19 protein-coding genes are annotated in these 16,392 nt (G+C 54.7%); 18 read left to right on the top strand and 1 reads right to left on the bottom strand.

The window, feature by feature from the left end:
• Nucleotides 1–35 precede the first annotated feature (35 nt).
• The 14 genes from ndk (at nucleotide 36) to EVJ23_RS07865 (ending at nucleotide 11,360) form a co-directional block, all read left to right on the top strand.
• Nucleotides 36–452 carry a nucleoside-diphosphate kinase gene (ndk, locus tag EVJ23_RS07930; RefSeq protein ID WP_070327431.1) on the top strand — a complete coding sequence of 139 codons (417 nt, stop codon included), beginning with the start codon at nucleotides 36–38 and terminating at the stop codon, nucleotides 450–452.
• Nucleotides 453–568: 116 nt separating this feature from the next.
• Nucleotides 569–1,348, top strand: a complete 780-nt coding sequence (locus EVJ23_RS07925; protein ID WP_070327943.1) for a CheR family methyltransferase — start codon at nucleotides 569–571, stop codon at nucleotides 1,346–1,348.
• A gap of 10 nt (nucleotides 1,349–1,358) precedes the next feature.
• On the top strand, nucleotides 1,359–2,522 hold the full coding sequence (aroC, locus tag EVJ23_RS07920; RefSeq protein ID WP_131465238.1) for a chorismate synthase: 1,164 nt from the start codon (nucleotides 1,359–1,361) through the stop codon (nucleotides 2,520–2,522).
• Nucleotides 2,516–3,565: a 3-dehydroquinate synthase gene (locus EVJ23_RS07915; RefSeq protein WP_131465236.1), complete on the top strand. Its 1,050-nt coding sequence runs from the start codon at nucleotides 2,516–2,518 to the stop codon at nucleotides 3,563–3,565. Before aroC ends, EVJ23_RS07915 begins: the two co-directional genes overlap by 7 nt.
• Nucleotides 3,565–4,815, top strand: a complete 1,251-nt coding sequence (gene aroA / locus EVJ23_RS07910) for a 3-phosphoshikimate 1-carboxyvinyltransferase (protein WP_131465234.1) — start codon at nucleotides 3,565–3,567, stop codon at nucleotides 4,813–4,815. The genes EVJ23_RS07915 and aroA overlap by 1 nt, the downstream gene beginning before the upstream one ends.
• A gap of 35 nt (nucleotides 4,816–4,850) precedes the next feature.
• Complete coding sequence (locus EVJ23_RS07905; RefSeq protein WP_070327427.1) at nucleotides 4,851–6,122, top strand: tetratricopeptide repeat protein; 1,272 nt, start codon at nucleotides 4,851–4,853, stop codon at nucleotides 6,120–6,122.
• A gap of 24 nt (nucleotides 6,123–6,146) precedes the next feature.
• Nucleotides 6,147–6,680, top strand: coding sequence for a ReoY family proteolytic degradation factor (locus tag EVJ23_RS07900; RefSeq protein ID WP_016509965.1), 534 nt, complete (start codon nucleotides 6,147–6,149; stop codon nucleotides 6,678–6,680).
• Between the two features lie 166 nt (nucleotides 6,681–6,846).
• A complete protein-coding gene (locus EVJ23_RS07895; RefSeq protein ID WP_236633388.1) occupies nucleotides 6,847–7,287 on the top strand; it encodes a DUF2487 family protein in 441 nt (146 codons plus the stop codon).
• A gap of 110 nt (nucleotides 7,288–7,397) precedes the next feature.
• Nucleotides 7,398–7,901, top strand: a complete 504-nt coding sequence (locus EVJ23_RS07890; protein ID WP_131465232.1) for a QcrA and Rieske domain-containing protein — start codon at nucleotides 7,398–7,400, stop codon at nucleotides 7,899–7,901.
• A gap of 16 nt (nucleotides 7,902–7,917) precedes the next feature.
• Entirely contained in the window at nucleotides 7,918–8,589 is a 672-nt protein-coding gene (gene qcrB / locus EVJ23_RS07885; protein WP_016509980.1) for a menaquinol-cytochrome c reductase cytochrome b subunit, read from the top strand.
• A 33-nt stretch (nucleotides 8,590–8,622) separates the two neighbouring features.
• Entirely contained in the window at nucleotides 8,623–9,417 is a 795-nt protein-coding gene (locus tag EVJ23_RS07880) for a menaquinol-cytochrome c reductase cytochrome b/c subunit (protein ID WP_070327424.1), read from the top strand.
• An 88-nt stretch (nucleotides 9,418–9,505) separates the two neighbouring features.
• On the top strand, nucleotides 9,506–10,123 hold the full coding sequence (locus EVJ23_RS07875; RefSeq protein ID WP_131465230.1) for a DUF1405 domain-containing protein: 618 nt from the start codon (nucleotides 9,506–9,508) through the stop codon (nucleotides 10,121–10,123).
• Between the two features lie 38 nt (nucleotides 10,124–10,161).
• Nucleotides 10,162–10,845, top strand: a complete 684-nt coding sequence (locus EVJ23_RS07870; RefSeq protein WP_070327422.1) for a zinc metallopeptidase — start codon at nucleotides 10,162–10,164, stop codon at nucleotides 10,843–10,845.
• A gap of 50 nt (nucleotides 10,846–10,895) precedes the next feature.
• The gene (locus tag EVJ23_RS07865; RefSeq protein WP_131465228.1) at nucleotides 10,896–11,360 is read left to right on the top strand and encodes a GreA/GreB family elongation factor; all 465 of its coding nucleotides are present in this window, start codon (nucleotides 10,896–10,898) and stop codon (nucleotides 11,358–11,360) included.
• Nucleotides 11,361–11,420: 60 nt separating this feature from the next.
• Here EVJ23_RS07865 and EVJ23_RS07860 read toward each other — a convergent pair whose 3' ends face one another.
• A complete protein-coding gene (locus EVJ23_RS07860) occupies nucleotides 11,421–12,296 on the bottom strand; it encodes a YitT family protein (protein WP_016509982.1) in 876 nt (291 codons plus the stop codon).
• 113 nt (nucleotides 12,297–12,409) lie between these two features.
• On the opposite strand from EVJ23_RS07860, the gene bshB1 reads away from it, so the two are divergent.
• Genes bshB1 through EVJ23_RS07840 form a run of 4 tightly spaced genes read left to right on the top strand, consistent with a single transcriptional unit; the run spans nucleotide 12,410 to nucleotide 16,282 of the window.
• The gene (gene bshB1, locus EVJ23_RS07855) at nucleotides 12,410–13,093 is read left to right on the top strand and encodes a bacillithiol biosynthesis deacetylase BshB1 (RefSeq protein ID WP_131465226.1); all 684 of its coding nucleotides are present in this window, start codon (nucleotides 12,410–12,412) and stop codon (nucleotides 13,091–13,093) included.
• On the top strand, nucleotides 13,090–14,211 hold the full coding sequence (gene bshA / locus EVJ23_RS07850; protein WP_131465224.1) for an N-acetyl-alpha-D-glucosaminyl L-malate synthase BshA: 1,122 nt from the start codon (nucleotides 13,090–13,092) through the stop codon (nucleotides 14,209–14,211). Before bshB1 ends, bshA begins: the two co-directional genes overlap by 4 nt.
• Nucleotides 14,208–15,347, top strand: a complete 1,140-nt coding sequence (locus EVJ23_RS07845; RefSeq protein ID WP_131465222.1) for a CCA tRNA nucleotidyltransferase — start codon at nucleotides 14,208–14,210, stop codon at nucleotides 15,345–15,347. The genes bshA and EVJ23_RS07845 overlap by 4 nt, the downstream gene beginning before the upstream one ends.
• Nucleotides 15,320–16,282 (top strand): biotin--[acetyl-CoA-carboxylase] ligase, encoded by a 963-nt coding sequence (locus EVJ23_RS07840; protein WP_131465220.1) that lies wholly within the window; start codon nucleotides 15,320–15,322, stop codon nucleotides 16,280–16,282. The genes EVJ23_RS07845 and EVJ23_RS07840 overlap by 28 nt, the downstream gene beginning before the upstream one ends.
• The last annotated feature ends 110 nt before the right edge of the window (nucleotides 16,283–16,392 follow it).

Genomic DNA, 16,392 nt, shown 5'->3' with positions numbered 1-16,392 from the left:
CATGGTACACATATTGATTTAGGGGGACTAGGGGTATGGAAAAGACATTTTTAATGGTAAAACCTGACGGGGTGAAGCGTGGTTTGATTGGGGAAATCATCACACGTTTCGAGAACAAAGGGTACACGTTGAACCGTCTCGAAATGCTGACGCCGTCAGTTGAGGTTGCAGAATCGCACTATGCGGAACATAAGGAAAAACCGTTCTTTGGAGAACTCGTCGCATTCTTGACGTCAGGTCCGGTCGTCGCGATGGAGTGGGAAGGCGAGAACGTCGTCGCCGTGTCTCGGTTGATGATTGGCAAGACGAACCCACTCGACGCGCAGCCGGGAACGATTCGTGGCGACTTGGCCTCGACAATGTCACAAAACGTCATCCATGGTTCAGACAGTGTGGAAAGTGCCGAGAGAGAATTATCGCTCTGGTTCGCCACTGAAACATCACACGTTTGATGACGATAAAAGGGACGGGGCCTCCTGTCCCTTTTTCTATTTGCATTAAAGCGCTTTCGTATGTTCGGACACGACATGATCTAGGATAAGAGAAAGAATTGAGGTTAGAACTGGTGATAAATGATTATGCGATCTTCGTAAAAAAGTTTTATTTAAAGTCTGGAATCGACTTGAATTTATACAAAGAGGCACAAATGAAAAGACGAATGGTCGCGCTCCGCGAGAAGAAGGGCTACGCCACATTTATCGAGTATTTTAAAGCGATGGAGTCAGACCGAGGTTTGTACGACGAATTTTTAGACCGGATGACGATCAACGTCAGTGAGTTTTATCGAAACCCGGTCCGCTGGCAACAGCTCGAGACGGACGTTTTGCCTGAGCTCATTCGTAGAAGCCAAGGGAAACTCCGGGTCTGGAGCGCGGCTTGTTCGACGGGAGAAGAACCGTATTCACTTGCGATGTTATTGTCGAAGCATTTGTCACCCGCCCAGTTCACGATCACAGCGACTGACCTAGATGACTTGGTGATCGAAAAAGCGAAACAAGGCAAGTATCATGAACGGGCGCTCGTCGATTTGCCGCCTGAGTTTCGAGATCGTTATTTCACCCGTCGAGATGACGACTATTTTGTCTCGGACGAGATTAAAAAACTCGTGACGTTCAAAAAGCACAACTTGCTCGCTGACGTCTACGAACGTAACTTTGACTTGATCGTCTGTAGAAACGTTTTGATTTACTTTACGGAAGAGGCGAAAGAGAAAGTGTACAAGTCGTTCCACCGCTCGCTTCGTCCGGGCGGGGTCCTCTTCGTCGGAGGGACTGAACAAATCTTCCAGCCGAAGCGTTACGGATACAAGATGAAACAAAGTTTCTTCTACGAAAAATTTGAGGAGTGAGGTGGCGCATATGCGTTATTTGACAGCGGGAGAGTCACACGGACCGGGATTGACCGTCATCATCGAAGGAGTCCCGGCCGGCTTAAGCGTCGACGTCGAGGCAATCAACGGCGAGTTGGCGAAACGTCAGTCGGGCTATGGCCGTGGACGCCGAATGCAAATTGAATCAGACAAAATCGAGGTGAGGGCTGGGGTTCGTCATGGGATGACGACCGGAGCCCCTGTTTCGTTTTGGATTGAAAACAAAGACCATGCGCATTGGCGGAACGTCATGCAGGCAGAGCCGGTCGACGACGAGTTTGAAATCAAGCGCCGGGTCGTTCGGCCTCGTCCGGGACATGCTGACCTTGTCGGCGGTCTTAAGTATGACCACCGAGACCTTCGGGACGTGCTCGAACGTTCGAGTGCACGCGAGACGGCGGCCCGCGTCGCTGTCGGTGCGCTCAGCAAACAGTTGCTCGACGCAGTCGGCATGTCGCTCGTCAGCTATGTGAAAGTGATCGGCGGCATCGAGTCCGCGCCGAAGCACTACGCAGCACTCGAAGAACTACGGACCGTCATCGAGGCGTCACCCGTACGCACGACTGACGAAACGTCCGGTGAAGCGATGATGCGTTTGATTGATGAAGCGAAAGCGGCCGGAGATTCACTTGGCGGCGTCGTCTGCACCGAAGTGCATGGCGTCATCCCAGGGTTGGGTTCTTACGTTCAATATGATCGCAAGCTCGATGCGGCCATCGCTCGCGCCGTCATGAGCGTCAACGCCATCAAAGGGGTTGCCTTTGGCGATGGATTTGACATGGCGTACCGTCCAGGATCGGAAGTGATGGACCCGATCGCCTATGACGAGTCCGGGTATACGAGACTGAGCAACCATCTAGGCGGTTTTGAAGGAGGGATGACGACCGGGATGCCGATCGTCTGCAGTGCCGTGATGAAGCCGATTCCGACGCTCTACAAACCGTTGCAATCGGTCGATATCGATACGAAACAGCCGTTCCTCGCTCAAATCGAACGAAGTGACGCTTGTGCTGTCCCGGCTGCGTCACTTGTCGTCGAGGCGGTCGTCGCGTTCGAACTCGCGCGTGAGTTGTGTGAGACGTTCGGACACGACACCGTCAAACGAATTCAGTCGCGGGTCGAGTCGTATCGTGAGGAAATCCGGTCGTGGTGACGATTCATGTTGACGCATCAGTCCCTTATGACGTGTCGATTGAACACAGCGACGCCTGGTTGGACCGCGTGGATTATTTCCCGGCCTGCTCGACGGTATGGGTCATTACAGACCGGACGGTGGATGCGCTACACGGTAAGGTGTTCAAACAACGTCTAGCCGGCATCCATCCGCAGATCGTTTGGTCGGTCGTCACGCCGGGTGACGGCTCGAAATCACTCGAGACCGTTGAAAAACTCGTGACAGATGGGTTGACCGCACGTTGTGACCGCGACACGCTCGTCGTCGCTTTTGGCGGGGGCATGATCGGGGACTTGGCCGGTTTTCTTGCGAGTGTGTATATGCGAGGGGTCCGTTACATCCAAGTACCGACGACGGTGCTCGCCCATGATTCAGCGATCGGTGGCAAAGTCGCCGTCAACCACCCGCTGTCTAAAAATGCGATCGGTGCGTTTTATCAACCGATCGGTGTGCATTATAACGTGTCCCGTCTCGAGACGCTGAGCAATCGTGACGTCTTGAGCGGCCTCGGTGAGTTGATTAAACATGCTTACTTGTCACGTTACGTCCTCGCTGCTTCATTCGAGGACGAACTGTTTCAGGCGTTGTCAGTTGGTACGCTAGACTGGGAAATGTGGCTTGCGCGCGGGATTGAAGTGAAACGTGTCGTCGTCGAGGCAGACGAACGGGAACGCGGTGTCCGGGCGTGGCTCAATTTTGGTCATACGTTCGGGCACGCTTTAGAGTCGGTCGAACGGTATCGACTGTCACACGGGGAGGCGGTGCTGTACGGCATGGTATACGCCTTTCTCGTCGGAGGAGACACGGATCGGGCCAGTAAGCTCGCCGCTTGGATGCGGGCGCGCCGCGTCAGCCCGGTTGAATGGAAACCGTTCGAGACGTATTTGACGGTGATGGGGCTCGATAAGAAAAATCGGGATGGACAAGTCCGTTTCGTGTTGCTCGGTGAAGCGGCTACCGTTGAGGCGGTGCCGTCCGAGCGGCTTGCTGAAGCATACATACAGTTGAAAGGGTGGTTCTGATGGGGTTGAATGGATTGATTCGCGTACCGAGTGATAAGTCGATCACGCACCGCGCGATCTTATTCGGTGCGATAGCGAGCGGGGAGACGGTCGTCATGAATCCGCTCCTTGGGGCAGATTGCCGTTCGACGATCGATGCGGTCCGTAGTCTCGGGGCAAGCGTCGAAGAACTCGACGAGCGGCTCCGGATCGAAGGTGTCGCGTCAGTCGTTCCGGCCACGCTTGACTGCGGGAATTCGGGGACGACGATGCGCCTGCTCTCGGGTCTCGTCTCCGGATATTCGGGTGAGTTCACGCTCGTCGGAGACGACTCGCTCTCGAAACGGCCGATGCGTCGCATCACCGAACCGCTTCGACAGATGGGGGCCGACATCGACGGCGAATTCGCCCCTGTTCGGATCAAGGGGCGGCGCTTGAGCGGGATCGATTACACGTTACCGGTCGCGAGCGCGCAAGTGAAGTCGGCTATCCTATTGGCCGGTCTTCGCGCTGACGGGCCGACGATTGTCCGTGAACCGATGCTGTCACGCGACCATACGGAACGGATGCTGCCGCTGTTTGGTGGACGCGTCGAGATCACGAACGAAGATGGCGTGCGGACGATCCGGCTATCGTCAAGTCACCTCGACGGGGCGACGGTCGACGTGCCAGCCGACCCGTCGTCGGCTGCTTTCTTCTGGGCCGGGGCCGCCATCGTCCCAAACAGCCGCGTGACGACGACCGACGTCTGTTTGAACGAGACGAGAATCGGCTTTTTACGAACACTTGAGCGTATGGGAGCGAACGTCGAGATCACTCGGCTGCGACCACTCGGGGAAGAGACGGTCGGAGATGTGACGGTGACGACGAGCGAACTTCAAGGGGTGACGCTCGAAGGCGAGGCCATCCCACGACAAATCGATGAACTCCCACTCTTCGCTCTCGTCGCGTCGCAGGCGTCGAGCCCGTCAGTCGTAAAGGATGCGGGTGAACTGCGTGTGAAAGAGACCGATCGGATCAAGACGGTCGCGAGCGAGCTCGCGGCGCTCGGTGTCGATATCCGCGAGACCGAAGACGGGTTCAGCGTTTTCCCGAGCCGGCTTCAGGCTGGTCATGTGTCCTCGCATGCGGACCATCGTCTATCGATGATGCTACAAGTGGCAGCTTTACTGATCGACGAACCCGTCGTCATCGACGGGATCGAAGCCTCTGAAATCAGTTACCCTCATTTTCGTGACGATTTACAACGGCTCGGTCGTGAGATAGAATAACGGCAATACCTGAAAGTGGTAGGAGGAAATTAATTATGTTAGACGAATCAGTATTAAACCATATAATCGAGATGCTCGAAAAAGGTGAGACCGAGCACGCCTTGGCGCACCTTGAAGCGCTTGAGACAGAAGGTTCGGACGAAGATCGGTTGGCGATTGCCGACCTATATCTCGAACTGGGCCTCGCCGACCGGGCTGTGAATTTACTAGCAGCACTGTATGTCGACTACGCGGGCAACCCGCACGTGGCGCTGTCGCTCGCTGAAGCGTATCTCGACAGCGACCGGGAAGAAGAAGCGATCGCCGTCCTTGAAACGATCGATGCGAGCGACAAAGAGGCGCACATGAGAAGTCTCGTCTTATTAGCTGATTTGTATCAATCGCAAGGACTTGACGAAGTCGCGGTCAAGAAATTGATGGAAGCGTTACAGGCGAATCCGGACGAGCCGCTGCTCGTCTATGGGCTGGCCGAACTATACGCCTCGATCGGTTCGTTTGAACAGGCGGTACCGCTCTATGCGCGCTTACCGCACTTGCGATTACCCGAAGAACTCGATTATCAAGCCGATTACGCTGAAGCACTGACGATGATCGGCTCGTTTGAAGAAGCGCTCGATGAATTCGAGAAGACAGAGAACCGCAATCTGAACACCGTGTTCGGACATGCGATGACGGCCCACCGCATCGGACGTGATGAGGTCGCCATCAAACAGTTCGAAGAGCTCCGCTTGATGGACCCTGACTTTACATCGCTTTACTTGCCGTATACGGAAGCACTCGAGGAACTCGGTCGCATCGATGAAGCGCTCGAAGTGATCGATCAAGGGATCGACCGTGACGACTATAACGATGAGCTGCGCACTGTCAAAGCGAAGCTGTTCTTGAAGCAAGGGCGCACAGACGAAGCGGTCAATGAACTCCGCGAAGCGCTCGCCTTGAACCCGGAATCGCTTCAAGCGACCGAACTGCTGTTGTCAATCTTGTTCGAAGCGGGAGACATGGAAGCCGTGCTCGAGACGATCGATGCGCTCGAGGAGCACTCGACGTCGACGCTCATGACGTGGTACAAGGCGAAAGCCGCCTATGAACTCGAGGACTATGAGCAGGCCGTCAATCTATACACATCGATCGAACAAGTTTATAAAGAGGACGTGTCATTTTCGACTGAATGGGCTACACTATTGGTAGAAGAAGGACAGCGTGACAAGGCGCAGCGTGTGCTCGAGCAAACGCTTGCGCTCACCGTGGATATGATCGACCGCCAAATTCTCGAAGAGCGGATCGACTTGTTGACGGATCGCGATTAATCAATATAAAGGAGATGGGGTCATATGGTCGAGCGGAAAAAGAATTTTTTAAAGCGATTCCTCGCTCATCATACGCTTCGTAAGCGAGAGGCCAAATGGATCATTGATTATTGGCTTAGACATCCTGAAAAACTTGGGAACGTTCATTTCGTGACGAACGCCTCGGTTTCACCGCGCAGCCTCGTCATGACGGCGTACGGCTTCGAAGGGGAACCGTTCCGTTACCGACGAGGTGACCTCATCACGGTCAATCCGGAAAAGGCGTACCATGACATTCGGCTCCACGACGGGACGATTTATGTCGAACTAAACTTTCAAGGGATGATGATTGATGAGAGTTGGATCGACATCGTCGAGCTCAATCCGTTTGAGCCTGTCGCCGAGATTAAAGACGAAGTGACGAACTCGGCCCAGACGGTCATTCGAGCATCGGTCGCCCAGTTCGAGGAAGAGCGTCTGCTCGTCGAGATCGACGAGGCGCTTGATCGCCGGGACGAGAAGCTGTTTCGTAATTTGACGAGCAAACTTCATCAAGTGAGAGCATCGAAATTATTTTAGGAAAAACAAGCGCTTCCGTTATGGAAAGCGCTTGTTTTTTGGTATATTAATGACGTAGGAATACACAATAATTTCACATTTCGTTCATAACTTTCGAGAGGAAGCGAATGTAGGTACGCTACAATGGACATGATGATGTATGTCTTCTAAAGAGAGGAGGAGGAAGATGAGGTTCGATGGCATGGATGCGTTGAAATCGCTGACCGAACGCCAATACGTCGATACGCTCATCGTCCCACTCGTCGAACTGGCGTTTGATGAGGAGATGGTGCGTAAAGCCGAAAGCTACGAGGTCGTCCAAGCGGTGGCGCTTGAAACCGAACGACAGCTGTCTGGACGGACGATGCTGAATCCGACGCTTAGCTATCTCGATGTCGAGGCCGGGTACGAATTTGCATGCGCAGTCATGACAAAAGCAACGACGGCCGGGTTTGCCCACGTGTTGTTCATCTCTTCAGACGTTCGCTTCAAAGCGTTCGAGTTACCGGTCATATTCGTTCCGCCGCTTGCCTTGAAAGGCATGTCGGGGGAGCAGTCGCACACGATGGTCCAAAATTTTGCGACGCAAGTCATTACAGAGCTTTCGGGCCGTTGGATGGCGACATGAAGCGGTTGACGTAGAGGTTTTATTGATATACTATTTTGGTGAGTGAGAAATTTTTGTGAAGAATGCATAAAGAATTATGGGGTTATGCACACGAATGAGGGGGGAACCAAATGGCTCAAAATGGGTCAAAAGTCACGCGCCGTCAGTTCTTAACGTATACGTTAACTGGTGTAGGTGGCTTTATGGCGGCAACATTGATCAGTCCGATGGTCAACTTTGCGATCGATCCGGTCTTGAAAAAATCGGGTGCGGGCGACAAAGTGAAGGTCATGAGTCTTGACGACATCACGACTGAGCCGCAACGTGTCGACTTTAAAAAACAAACGCAAGACGCTTGGTATGAATTTGAAGAAACACTTTCAGCATGGGTGTTCAAAGACGAGAACGGTGAAGTAATCGCACTCTCTCCTATCTGTACGCATCTTGGCTGTCAAGTAGGTTATGGTGGAGATCCGACAAGACCGTCAGAATTTTTCTGTCCGTGTCACTTCGGGCGTTACGAAAAAGACGGAACGAACATTCCGGGTACACCTCCGACATCACCGCTGGCACGCTATGAAAAAGAAGAAAAAGACGGCTTCCTATACTTGGGCAGTCCAGTCGCACAGTTGTGAGAGGGGGAAATAGTCGATGTTACAAAAAATTTATGATTGGGTCGATGAACGCGTCGACATCACGCCGTTATGGCGCGACATCGCTGACCATGAAGTACCGGAACACGTCAACCCTGCCCATCACTTTTCAGCATTTGTTTATTGCTTCGGCGGTCTGACATTTTTCACGGTCGTGATTCAAATTCTGTCAGGGATGTTCTTGACGATGTACTACGTTCCAGATATCATCAATGCCCACGCATCGGTGTATTACTTACAGAACGAAATCGCACACGGACAAATCGTTCGTGGGATGCACCATTGGGGCGCATCGGTCGCGATCGTCATGTTGTTCTTACACACGCTCCGCGTGTTCTTCACCGGGTCGTATAAGAAACCACGCGAACTCAACTGGGTCGTCGGAGTCCTCTTGTTCTTCGTCGTCTTGGCGCTCGGTCTTACAGGTTACTTGTTACCTTGGGATATGAAAGCGTTGTTCGCAACGAAAGTTACGCTTCAAATTGCCGAAAGTGTTCCTGTCATTGGTGGAATCGCCAAGACCCTTCTCGCCGGTGGTGAGATCGTCGGGGCACGGACGCTCACGAACTTCTTCGCCATTCACGTCTTCTTCTTACCGGCGGCCTTGTTCGGACTCCTCGGAGCCCACTTCCTGATGATTCGTAAACAAGGAATATCTGGACCGCTATAAGCCGATTCGAAGACAAAAAGGAGGAGAAACGATATGCATCGCGGTAAAGGGATGAAATTTGTAACCGACTCTCGAGTAGGAATCGGGAATCGGAAACAAAATATTGCAAAAGACTATTCTGAATATCCAGGACGCACAGAAGCGTTCTGGCCGAACTTCTTGCTTAAAGAGTGGATGGTCGGTTCGGTCTTCTTGATCGGATTCATCGCCTTGACGATCGTCGAGGCAGCACCGCTCCAAAACATCGCCGATCCAACGAACACGTCATACATTCCGTTACCGGACTGGTATTTCTTGTTCTTGTATCAATTGCTCAAGTATCAATTCGCGGCGGGGGACTGGATCCTTCTTGGAACGGTCATCTTGCCTGGGGTCGCGTTCACGGCGCTCTTGATCGCACCGTGGCTCGACCAAGGAATCGAGCGCAGGCCGGCCAAACGACCGGTCGCGATCAGCTTCATGCTGCTCGGGATTCTCTCGATCATGTACTTGACGTGGGAATCTGTTCAAACGACGCATTGGGATCAAGTTCATGAGCAAGGAATCTTAGTCGTACCGGGTGAAGGTCCGGAAATCGATACAGCCGCACCTGGCTATGAGATTTATGCAGCCCAGTCTTGTGTGAACTGCCACGGTCAAAACCTCGAGGGCGGGGCGGCAGCTCCAGGACTCATCGGAACGGCCTACACGGCTGAAGAGATCGCGGAGATCGCGGTCAACGGTGTCGGCACGATGCCGGCCGGTCAGTGGGACGGTTCGGATGAAGACCTCCAAGCCATGTCCGAGTTCCTCGCCTCATACGGTGAAGGCGGCGAAAATAACCAGTAAGCAATCGAGTGTAGTCCCCTATGGGCTACACTCTTTTACTTATCGGTCACGCAAGCTACAATAAAGAAAAAAAGGACGGAATGATTTCATGAACTATACGCTGTGGCTTCCCTTTCTAAAACATAAAGCCGTTTTAACATTCCTCTTCATCGTCAATCTGCTCGGCACGATTTACGGATACGTCTGGTATGAACCACAGCTTCGCGACACGCCGCTCATCTATTGGCCGTTCGTACCGGACAGCCCGACGGCGTCACTATTTTTCACAATCGTCCTGGCGCTGTGGCTGCTCAAGAAAAGCTCACCGCTCATCGAGACACTCGCCTTCATCACACTCGTCAAATACGGGGTCTGGGCCGTCGTCATGAACGTCTTGTTCCTCATGAAGCTAGGAGACGACGCGGACACGTTCATCGTGCTCATGGCCGTCATGCTCATGCTGTCTCACGGTGCGATGGCGGTCCAGGCGTTTCTATACGCCCCGTTCATGCGTTGGACCGTGTCATCGTTCGTCTTGACGCTCATCTGGGTCATCCATAACGACGTCGTCGACTACGTGCTCGGACAATGGCCGCGTTATCCGTCGCTCGCCGAGCATATTATGTGGATCGGCTACGGGTCGTTCTGGTTGACGGGAATATGTTTTTTTGTGGGATACCGACTCATCCTGCGCGCTTCGCTTGATAATAAGTTCATAAGAATGTAAAATCGAGATATCAAATATACGCAGAGGTGATATAGAAAATGTCATTAGGTGGCTATATTTTCTATCTCGCGCTGATCATGCTCATCCCGTTATGGGCCCAGATGCGAGTGAAAAGTACGTACAAAAAGTTTTTACAACAACCACTTCAAAGCGGTGTCACCGGCGCTCAAGTCGCTGACTTCATCATGAAACAAAACGGTGTGCACGATGTCCGCATCGAGATGGTCGACGGTTTGATGAGTGACCATTACGACCCGACACATAAAGTCGTCCGCTTGTCGCGCGAAGTGTATCAAGGATCAACGATTTCGTCGGCAGCGATTGCGGCCCATGAGATCGGTCACGTCGTCCAAGACGCGACGGACTATAAGATGATGCGTGTCCGCCATCGGCTCGTGCCGGTCGTGAACATCACGTCAAACTTGTCGTTCCCGCTGCTCATAGGAGGTTTCCTCTTAGGTGCGATGGGACTTGCCCAGCTCGGTGTCGTCATGATGCTCGGGGCGGTCTTGTTCCAACTCGTCACGCTCCCGGTCGAATTTGACGCCTCGAAACGCGCCATGGCCGAACTGACGAGCCACGGGATCGTGACCGCGACGGAAGAGTCAGGTGCCCGTAAAGTGTTGAACGCGGCTGCTTGGACTTATGTCGCAGCGACACTTGTCGCGGTTGCCGAACTGATCCGTCTCGCACTGATCGTCTTTATGCCACGCGATGAATAGAATCGATCCCGTCGACTGACGGGATTTTTTTGTATGAGGAGGGGAATTGTATGGCAAAACCACAGTTGACGAAGTCAGGCCGTCTTCGTCTCATCGAACAGCTCGAGTCGCTCCGCGGAAGCGGTCGGAGCGAGGCGCTCGAACGAGTGAAGATGGCGCGCAAATTTTGTGACTTTAGAGAAGACGTGACGTACTTTGAGGCGATCCGGGAACAAGAGCGCATCGAGGCGAAAATTGTTGAACTCGAGCGCGTGCTTGCCGACGCGATGATCGAGGATGATGCGCCAACGGATCGCGTCGGTTTCGGAGTGGAGGTATGGATCCGGGAACTGCCGGACGGTGAGGACGAGACGTATCGGATCGTCGGTGAGCTCGAGGCTGATTTGGCGAACGGGACGATCTCGGTCTCGTCCCCGCTCGGAAGCGGCTTGATCGGAAAACGAGTCGGGGAGACGGCTAGTATCGATTCGCCGGGCGGTGCCCTTTACTTTGAAATTAAACGGATCGAACGATAGAGAGGGCGTCCGCACAAAAAAGACGAACACATCTCCAAATTAGGGATGTGTTCGTCTTTTTTATTTGAGCGGGACGCGATTCTCGTCGAACGTGAATCCTTCGCCGCCGACTTCGTATACGTGATGGAACGTGACGAAAGCGTGCGGGTCGATCTGTTTGACGATCGTCTTGAGGCGGTTGACCTCGTTGCGTCCGACGACGACGTAAATCACTTCGAGCTCTTTATTCGAATAGCCGCCTTTCGCGAGCAGACGGGTCGTCCCGCGGTTCATCGTCGCGTGGATGCCGTCGGCGATGGCGGTCCGGTGGTCGCTGATAATCATCGCGGCCTTACCGGCATATGTGCCTTCCTGCATCGAATCGATGACGCGGGCGCCGATATAGACGGCAAGGAGCGTATACATCGCCTCGCGGATGTCGAGATACGTCAAACTGAGGACGATGACGAAAAAGTCGAACACGAGGAACGTCTTGCCGATCGACCAACCGACGTAACGTTGGACGAGGCGAGCGATAATATCGATGCCCCCGGTCGTCCCGCCGTTGTTGAAAATGATGCCGAGACCGACGCCGATGAACAGACCGGCGAATAAACTCGCGAGCACCATGTCATCGGTCAAATCGATGACGAGGTTCGAGTACTTGGCGATCAGCCCATACCAGAGCGAAAAGCTGAACGTCCCGACGAGCGTATAGATGAACGTCGTCCGCCCGAGCAGCTTGTAGCTGACGAAGAAGAGCGGCAGATTGAGCGCCAAGTTCGTGATCGATGGCGACCAACCGAACAAGCCGCGCAGAATCAACGTGATCCCGGTGAAACCGCCTTCGGCCAAGTTGTTTTGGACGTTAAAATGAAACACGCCGAATGCAAAAATGAATGAACCGATGAGAATAAAGAATATATTGCGAAACCGAATCGGTAATTGTACCGTCATGTGGTTCACCTCCCATCCATAAGCGTACTCGAAAAACCTGTGGATTGCCTACCCTGAACATATGACATTCGCCAGTGAGTCCGATATACTTTTCACAGAAGAGGTGATTTTTTATGAAAATAGTAGCAATCGGGGCCCATCCGGACGATATCGAAATCGGCATCGCCGGCATGACGGCCCAGTGGACGGGTGATCGCATCCCAGTCCTGTACGTCGATTTGACGCGGGCCGAACTGTCGTCGAACGGCGATGTCGTCACGCGGGCACAGGAAGCGGCAACAGCCGATAGAATTCTCGGCGTCCGTCGCATCAATCTCGGTTTCCCTGACCGTGGCCTGCTCGGGACAGCCGACCAAATTGAAACGCTCGTCCGCTTGATCCGGACCGAACGACCGACGCATCTGCTCTATCCGTACGGCGTCGACCGCCATCCCGACCACGGGGCGTGCGCCCGTCTCGTCGAAGAGGCGCTGTTCAACGCCGGGATTCGCAAATATATGTCCGACGTCCCGGCTTACCGTCCGGACAGCGTCTATCAATACATGATCAACGCCCACGTGCGACCGGACGTCTGCATCGACATCACGGCGACGCTCGATAAAAAAGTGGACGCGTTGACGTCATACGCAAGTCAATTCACACCAGTTGACGGCGTCGACACACCATTGACCGATGCGTACGTCGACCGCGTCGTCGCGCGCGACCGTCACTTCGGTAGCTTGATCGGCACGGACTACGCCGAAGGGCTCATGACCGTCAAACCATACGTCGTCACGCAGGCGGGTGAGCTCGCATGAAGCTACGTATCGGAGTCCTCTGTTATCCGTCGGTCGGAGGTTCAGGCATCCTCGCGACCGAGCTCGGGATGAAACTCGCCGACCGGGGGCACGACGTCCATTTCATCACGTCGAGCATCCCGTTCCGGTTGAATGCGTATCATCCGAACATCACGTTCCACCAAGTCGAGATCAACCAGTACTCGGTGTTCCGCTATCCGCCGTACGATATGACGCTCGCCTCGAAGATCGCGAGCGTCATCCGTGCGTTCGGCCTCGACGTCATCCACGCGCACTATGCGGTGCCCCATGCGGTTTGTGCCGCGCTCGGACGCGAGATGGCCGAGAGTAAGACGCCGATCGTCTCGACGCTCCACGGCACCGATATTACGGTGCTCGGGGAAGATGAAGAGTTGAAACCGGCGATCCTGTACGGTTTACGTCAGTCGGACGCGATCACGGCCGTGTCCGACAGTTTGAAGCGCGAGACGCTTGAGCGGATCGATGCAGGCCTTGAGATCGATGTCATCCATAACTTTATCGACGAATCGGTTTATCAGCCGCAAGCCGAGCCGTCGCTCCGTGAACGTTACGGCTTGTCAGCAGCCGACCGCGTCGTCATCCATATCTCGAACTTCCGACAAGTGAAGCGGATCGACCTCGTGCTCGAGGCGTTCCAGCGGATGAGCGTCCCGGGCAAGAAGTTGCTCCTCGTCGGTGACGGACCGCTCATGGGGGCGATGCGTCGACTTGTGAGCGAGATGGCGCTCGAAGACAGTGTCATCTTCGCCGGGAAACAAGAGCAAGTCGCGGCGTTGTTGTCGATCAGCGACGTCCATCTTCTGTTGTCGGACAAAGAGGCGTTCGGTCTCGTCGCTCTCGAGGCGTTAGCGACAGGCGTCCCATCGGTCGTCAGCGATGCCGGGGGCTTGCCGGAAGTGATCACGGACGGAGTGGACGGTTTTGTCGTCGCGCGCGGCGACGTCACAGCGGCCACGACCGCGCTCGAAGCGATCTTGCTCGACGATGCGCTCCATGCGAAACTGCGTGCCGGCGGTCTCGTGAAAGCGAGACAGTTCGCGTCTAAAGACATCGTCACGCAATATGAACGACTATACGAACAGGTGGTGCGCCGATGACAGAATGGGAGTATGCGAAACAAATCATAAAAAAAATCAACGACCACGGGGGCGAGGCGTACATCGTCGGCGGTGCCGTTCGTGACTACGTGCGCGGCACGCTTCCCGACGACATCGATATCGCGACGTCGTTGTTCCCGGAAGACGTCATGAAACTGTTCCCGAAATCGGTCCCGACCGGAATCGATCATGGGACGGTCACGGTCATCCTCGATCATCATCCGTTCGAGGTGACGACGTTCCGTTCGGAAGGGACGTATTCGGACTCGCGACGCCCCGACCACGTCTCGCTCGGCGTCACGCTCGAAGAGGACATGTTGCGCCGCGACTTCACGATGAACGCGATGGCGTTCCATGACGGCAACGTCGTCGACTTGTTCGGCGGCCGGCTTGACCTCGAGGCGCGGATCATCCGTACCGTCGGGAGCCCGTATGAACGCTTCAACGAAGACGCGCTCCGGATCATGCGTGCGTTTCGGTTCATGTCCCAGCTCGACTTCACGCTCGCTGATGATGTGCGGAACGCGGCGCGGACGCTCGGCCACAAATTACAAGACATCGCGATGGAACGCATCGCCATCGAGTTCGAGAAGTTGATGACGGGCCCTGCTTACCGCCGGGCGCTGACCGACCTTGTCGAGCTCGGCATCCATCAGTACTTACCGGACGTGTCCAAACAGCTCGTCCATCGTGTCGTCGCCGACAGACGGGCACCGATCAACGCGGTCGGAGGCTGGGCGCTATTCGTCTATCACGCCGGAGACATCCGTTGGCTCTCGCCATGGAAGCGTTCGAACGCCTTGAAGCGGGAGGCGGGCGTATTAGCCAACCTGTTCGACTCCGGGCTCGATACGCTCACTGTATATGAGACGTCTCAAGCGACGCTCGAGACGTATTTGCGGATGACCGGGAGCACGGAATCGTCCGACGCCTTAAAACGTGTGCTCCCGATCCAGTCACGGCGGGAGCTCCGGTTCGACGGTCGCGATGCGCTACAGGTCGGGGCGAGCGGCGCACGGATCAAGCACTTGCTCGCCGACCTCGAACGGCGCGTCGTCCTCGGCGAGTTAGCTAACGAGGAACAAACGTTACGAGAGGAGGCGGTCATGTGGCTTCAACGAGAGGAAAGGTCTTAAACTTGCTCCAAGACGGGGCGGTGTGGAGCGGACAGGAATTGGCCCGCCAATTAAATATTTCACGTACCGCCATTTGGAAACACATCGAGACGTTAAAACAAGACGGTTACGACATCGAAACGATCCCGCGTAAAGGGTATCAACTGTTCGGACGGACGGACCGGCTCGATGAACCGGCGTTCGTCTCGTTCCGGCACGGCCGGTTCGGGCAACACGTCTACGCCTACGACCAAGTCGACACGACGCAGCGCATCGCCCACGAACTCGCCCAAAAAGGGGCGCTTGAGGGGACGCTCGTCATCAGCGAAGAACAGACGGCAGGGCGCGGCCAACTTGGGCGCAGTTGGCACAACCCGAGCCACGTCAATATCGCGGCTAGTATCATCCTTCGTCCGGCGCTGCCGATTCGGGAAGCGTCGAAGCTGACGCTCATGGCGGCGAGCGCTTTCGCCCGGTCGCTAAGGCAACAAGGCGTCCCGGCATTTATCAAATGGCCGAACGACCTTCTCGTGAACGGGAAGAAGATCGGCGGGATTTTGACCGAGATGCAAACTGAAGGCGACCGCATCCAAGCCGTCATCCTCGGCTTCGGATTGAACGTCAATACGGAGTCGATCCCGACTGACCTGGTTCACCGGGCGACGTCGATCAAATTGGAGACGGGCGTCGCATTACGACGCAGTGAAGTGCTCGCCGATCTATTGGCCGAGCTCGAGACCGAATATGACGCGTTGCTCGAATCCGGGTTCGGCCCGGTCCGCGACAACTGGCTAGAGCACGCCGCTTATTTGAATGAAGAAGTGACGTTGACCGCCTCGGGGGAGTCTAAACGCGGTATCATGCGCGGCATCTCAGAACAGGGGGCGCTCCTGCTCGAGCGTCATGGTGCCGTCGAAGCCATCTATTCCGCTGAAATCGCAGTCTGGAATGATTGATGGAAACGTATTCGTGGTCTATAATGAACGTGTCGGACGCTATCGCAAGAAGTGTACCGGAATTGCAGACCGTCGTTTTAGTTAATTGTCTGCCTTGATCATTTTGACAG

Origin of the sequence: Exiguobacterium sp. SH1S1 (assembly GCF_004337245.1) — a bacterium.
Taxonomy (GTDB): Bacteria; Bacillota; Bacilli; order Exiguobacteriales; family Exiguobacteriaceae; genus Exiguobacterium; species Exiguobacterium aurantiacum_A.
This window is presented reverse-complemented; position numbering and strand designations above follow the sequence as displayed.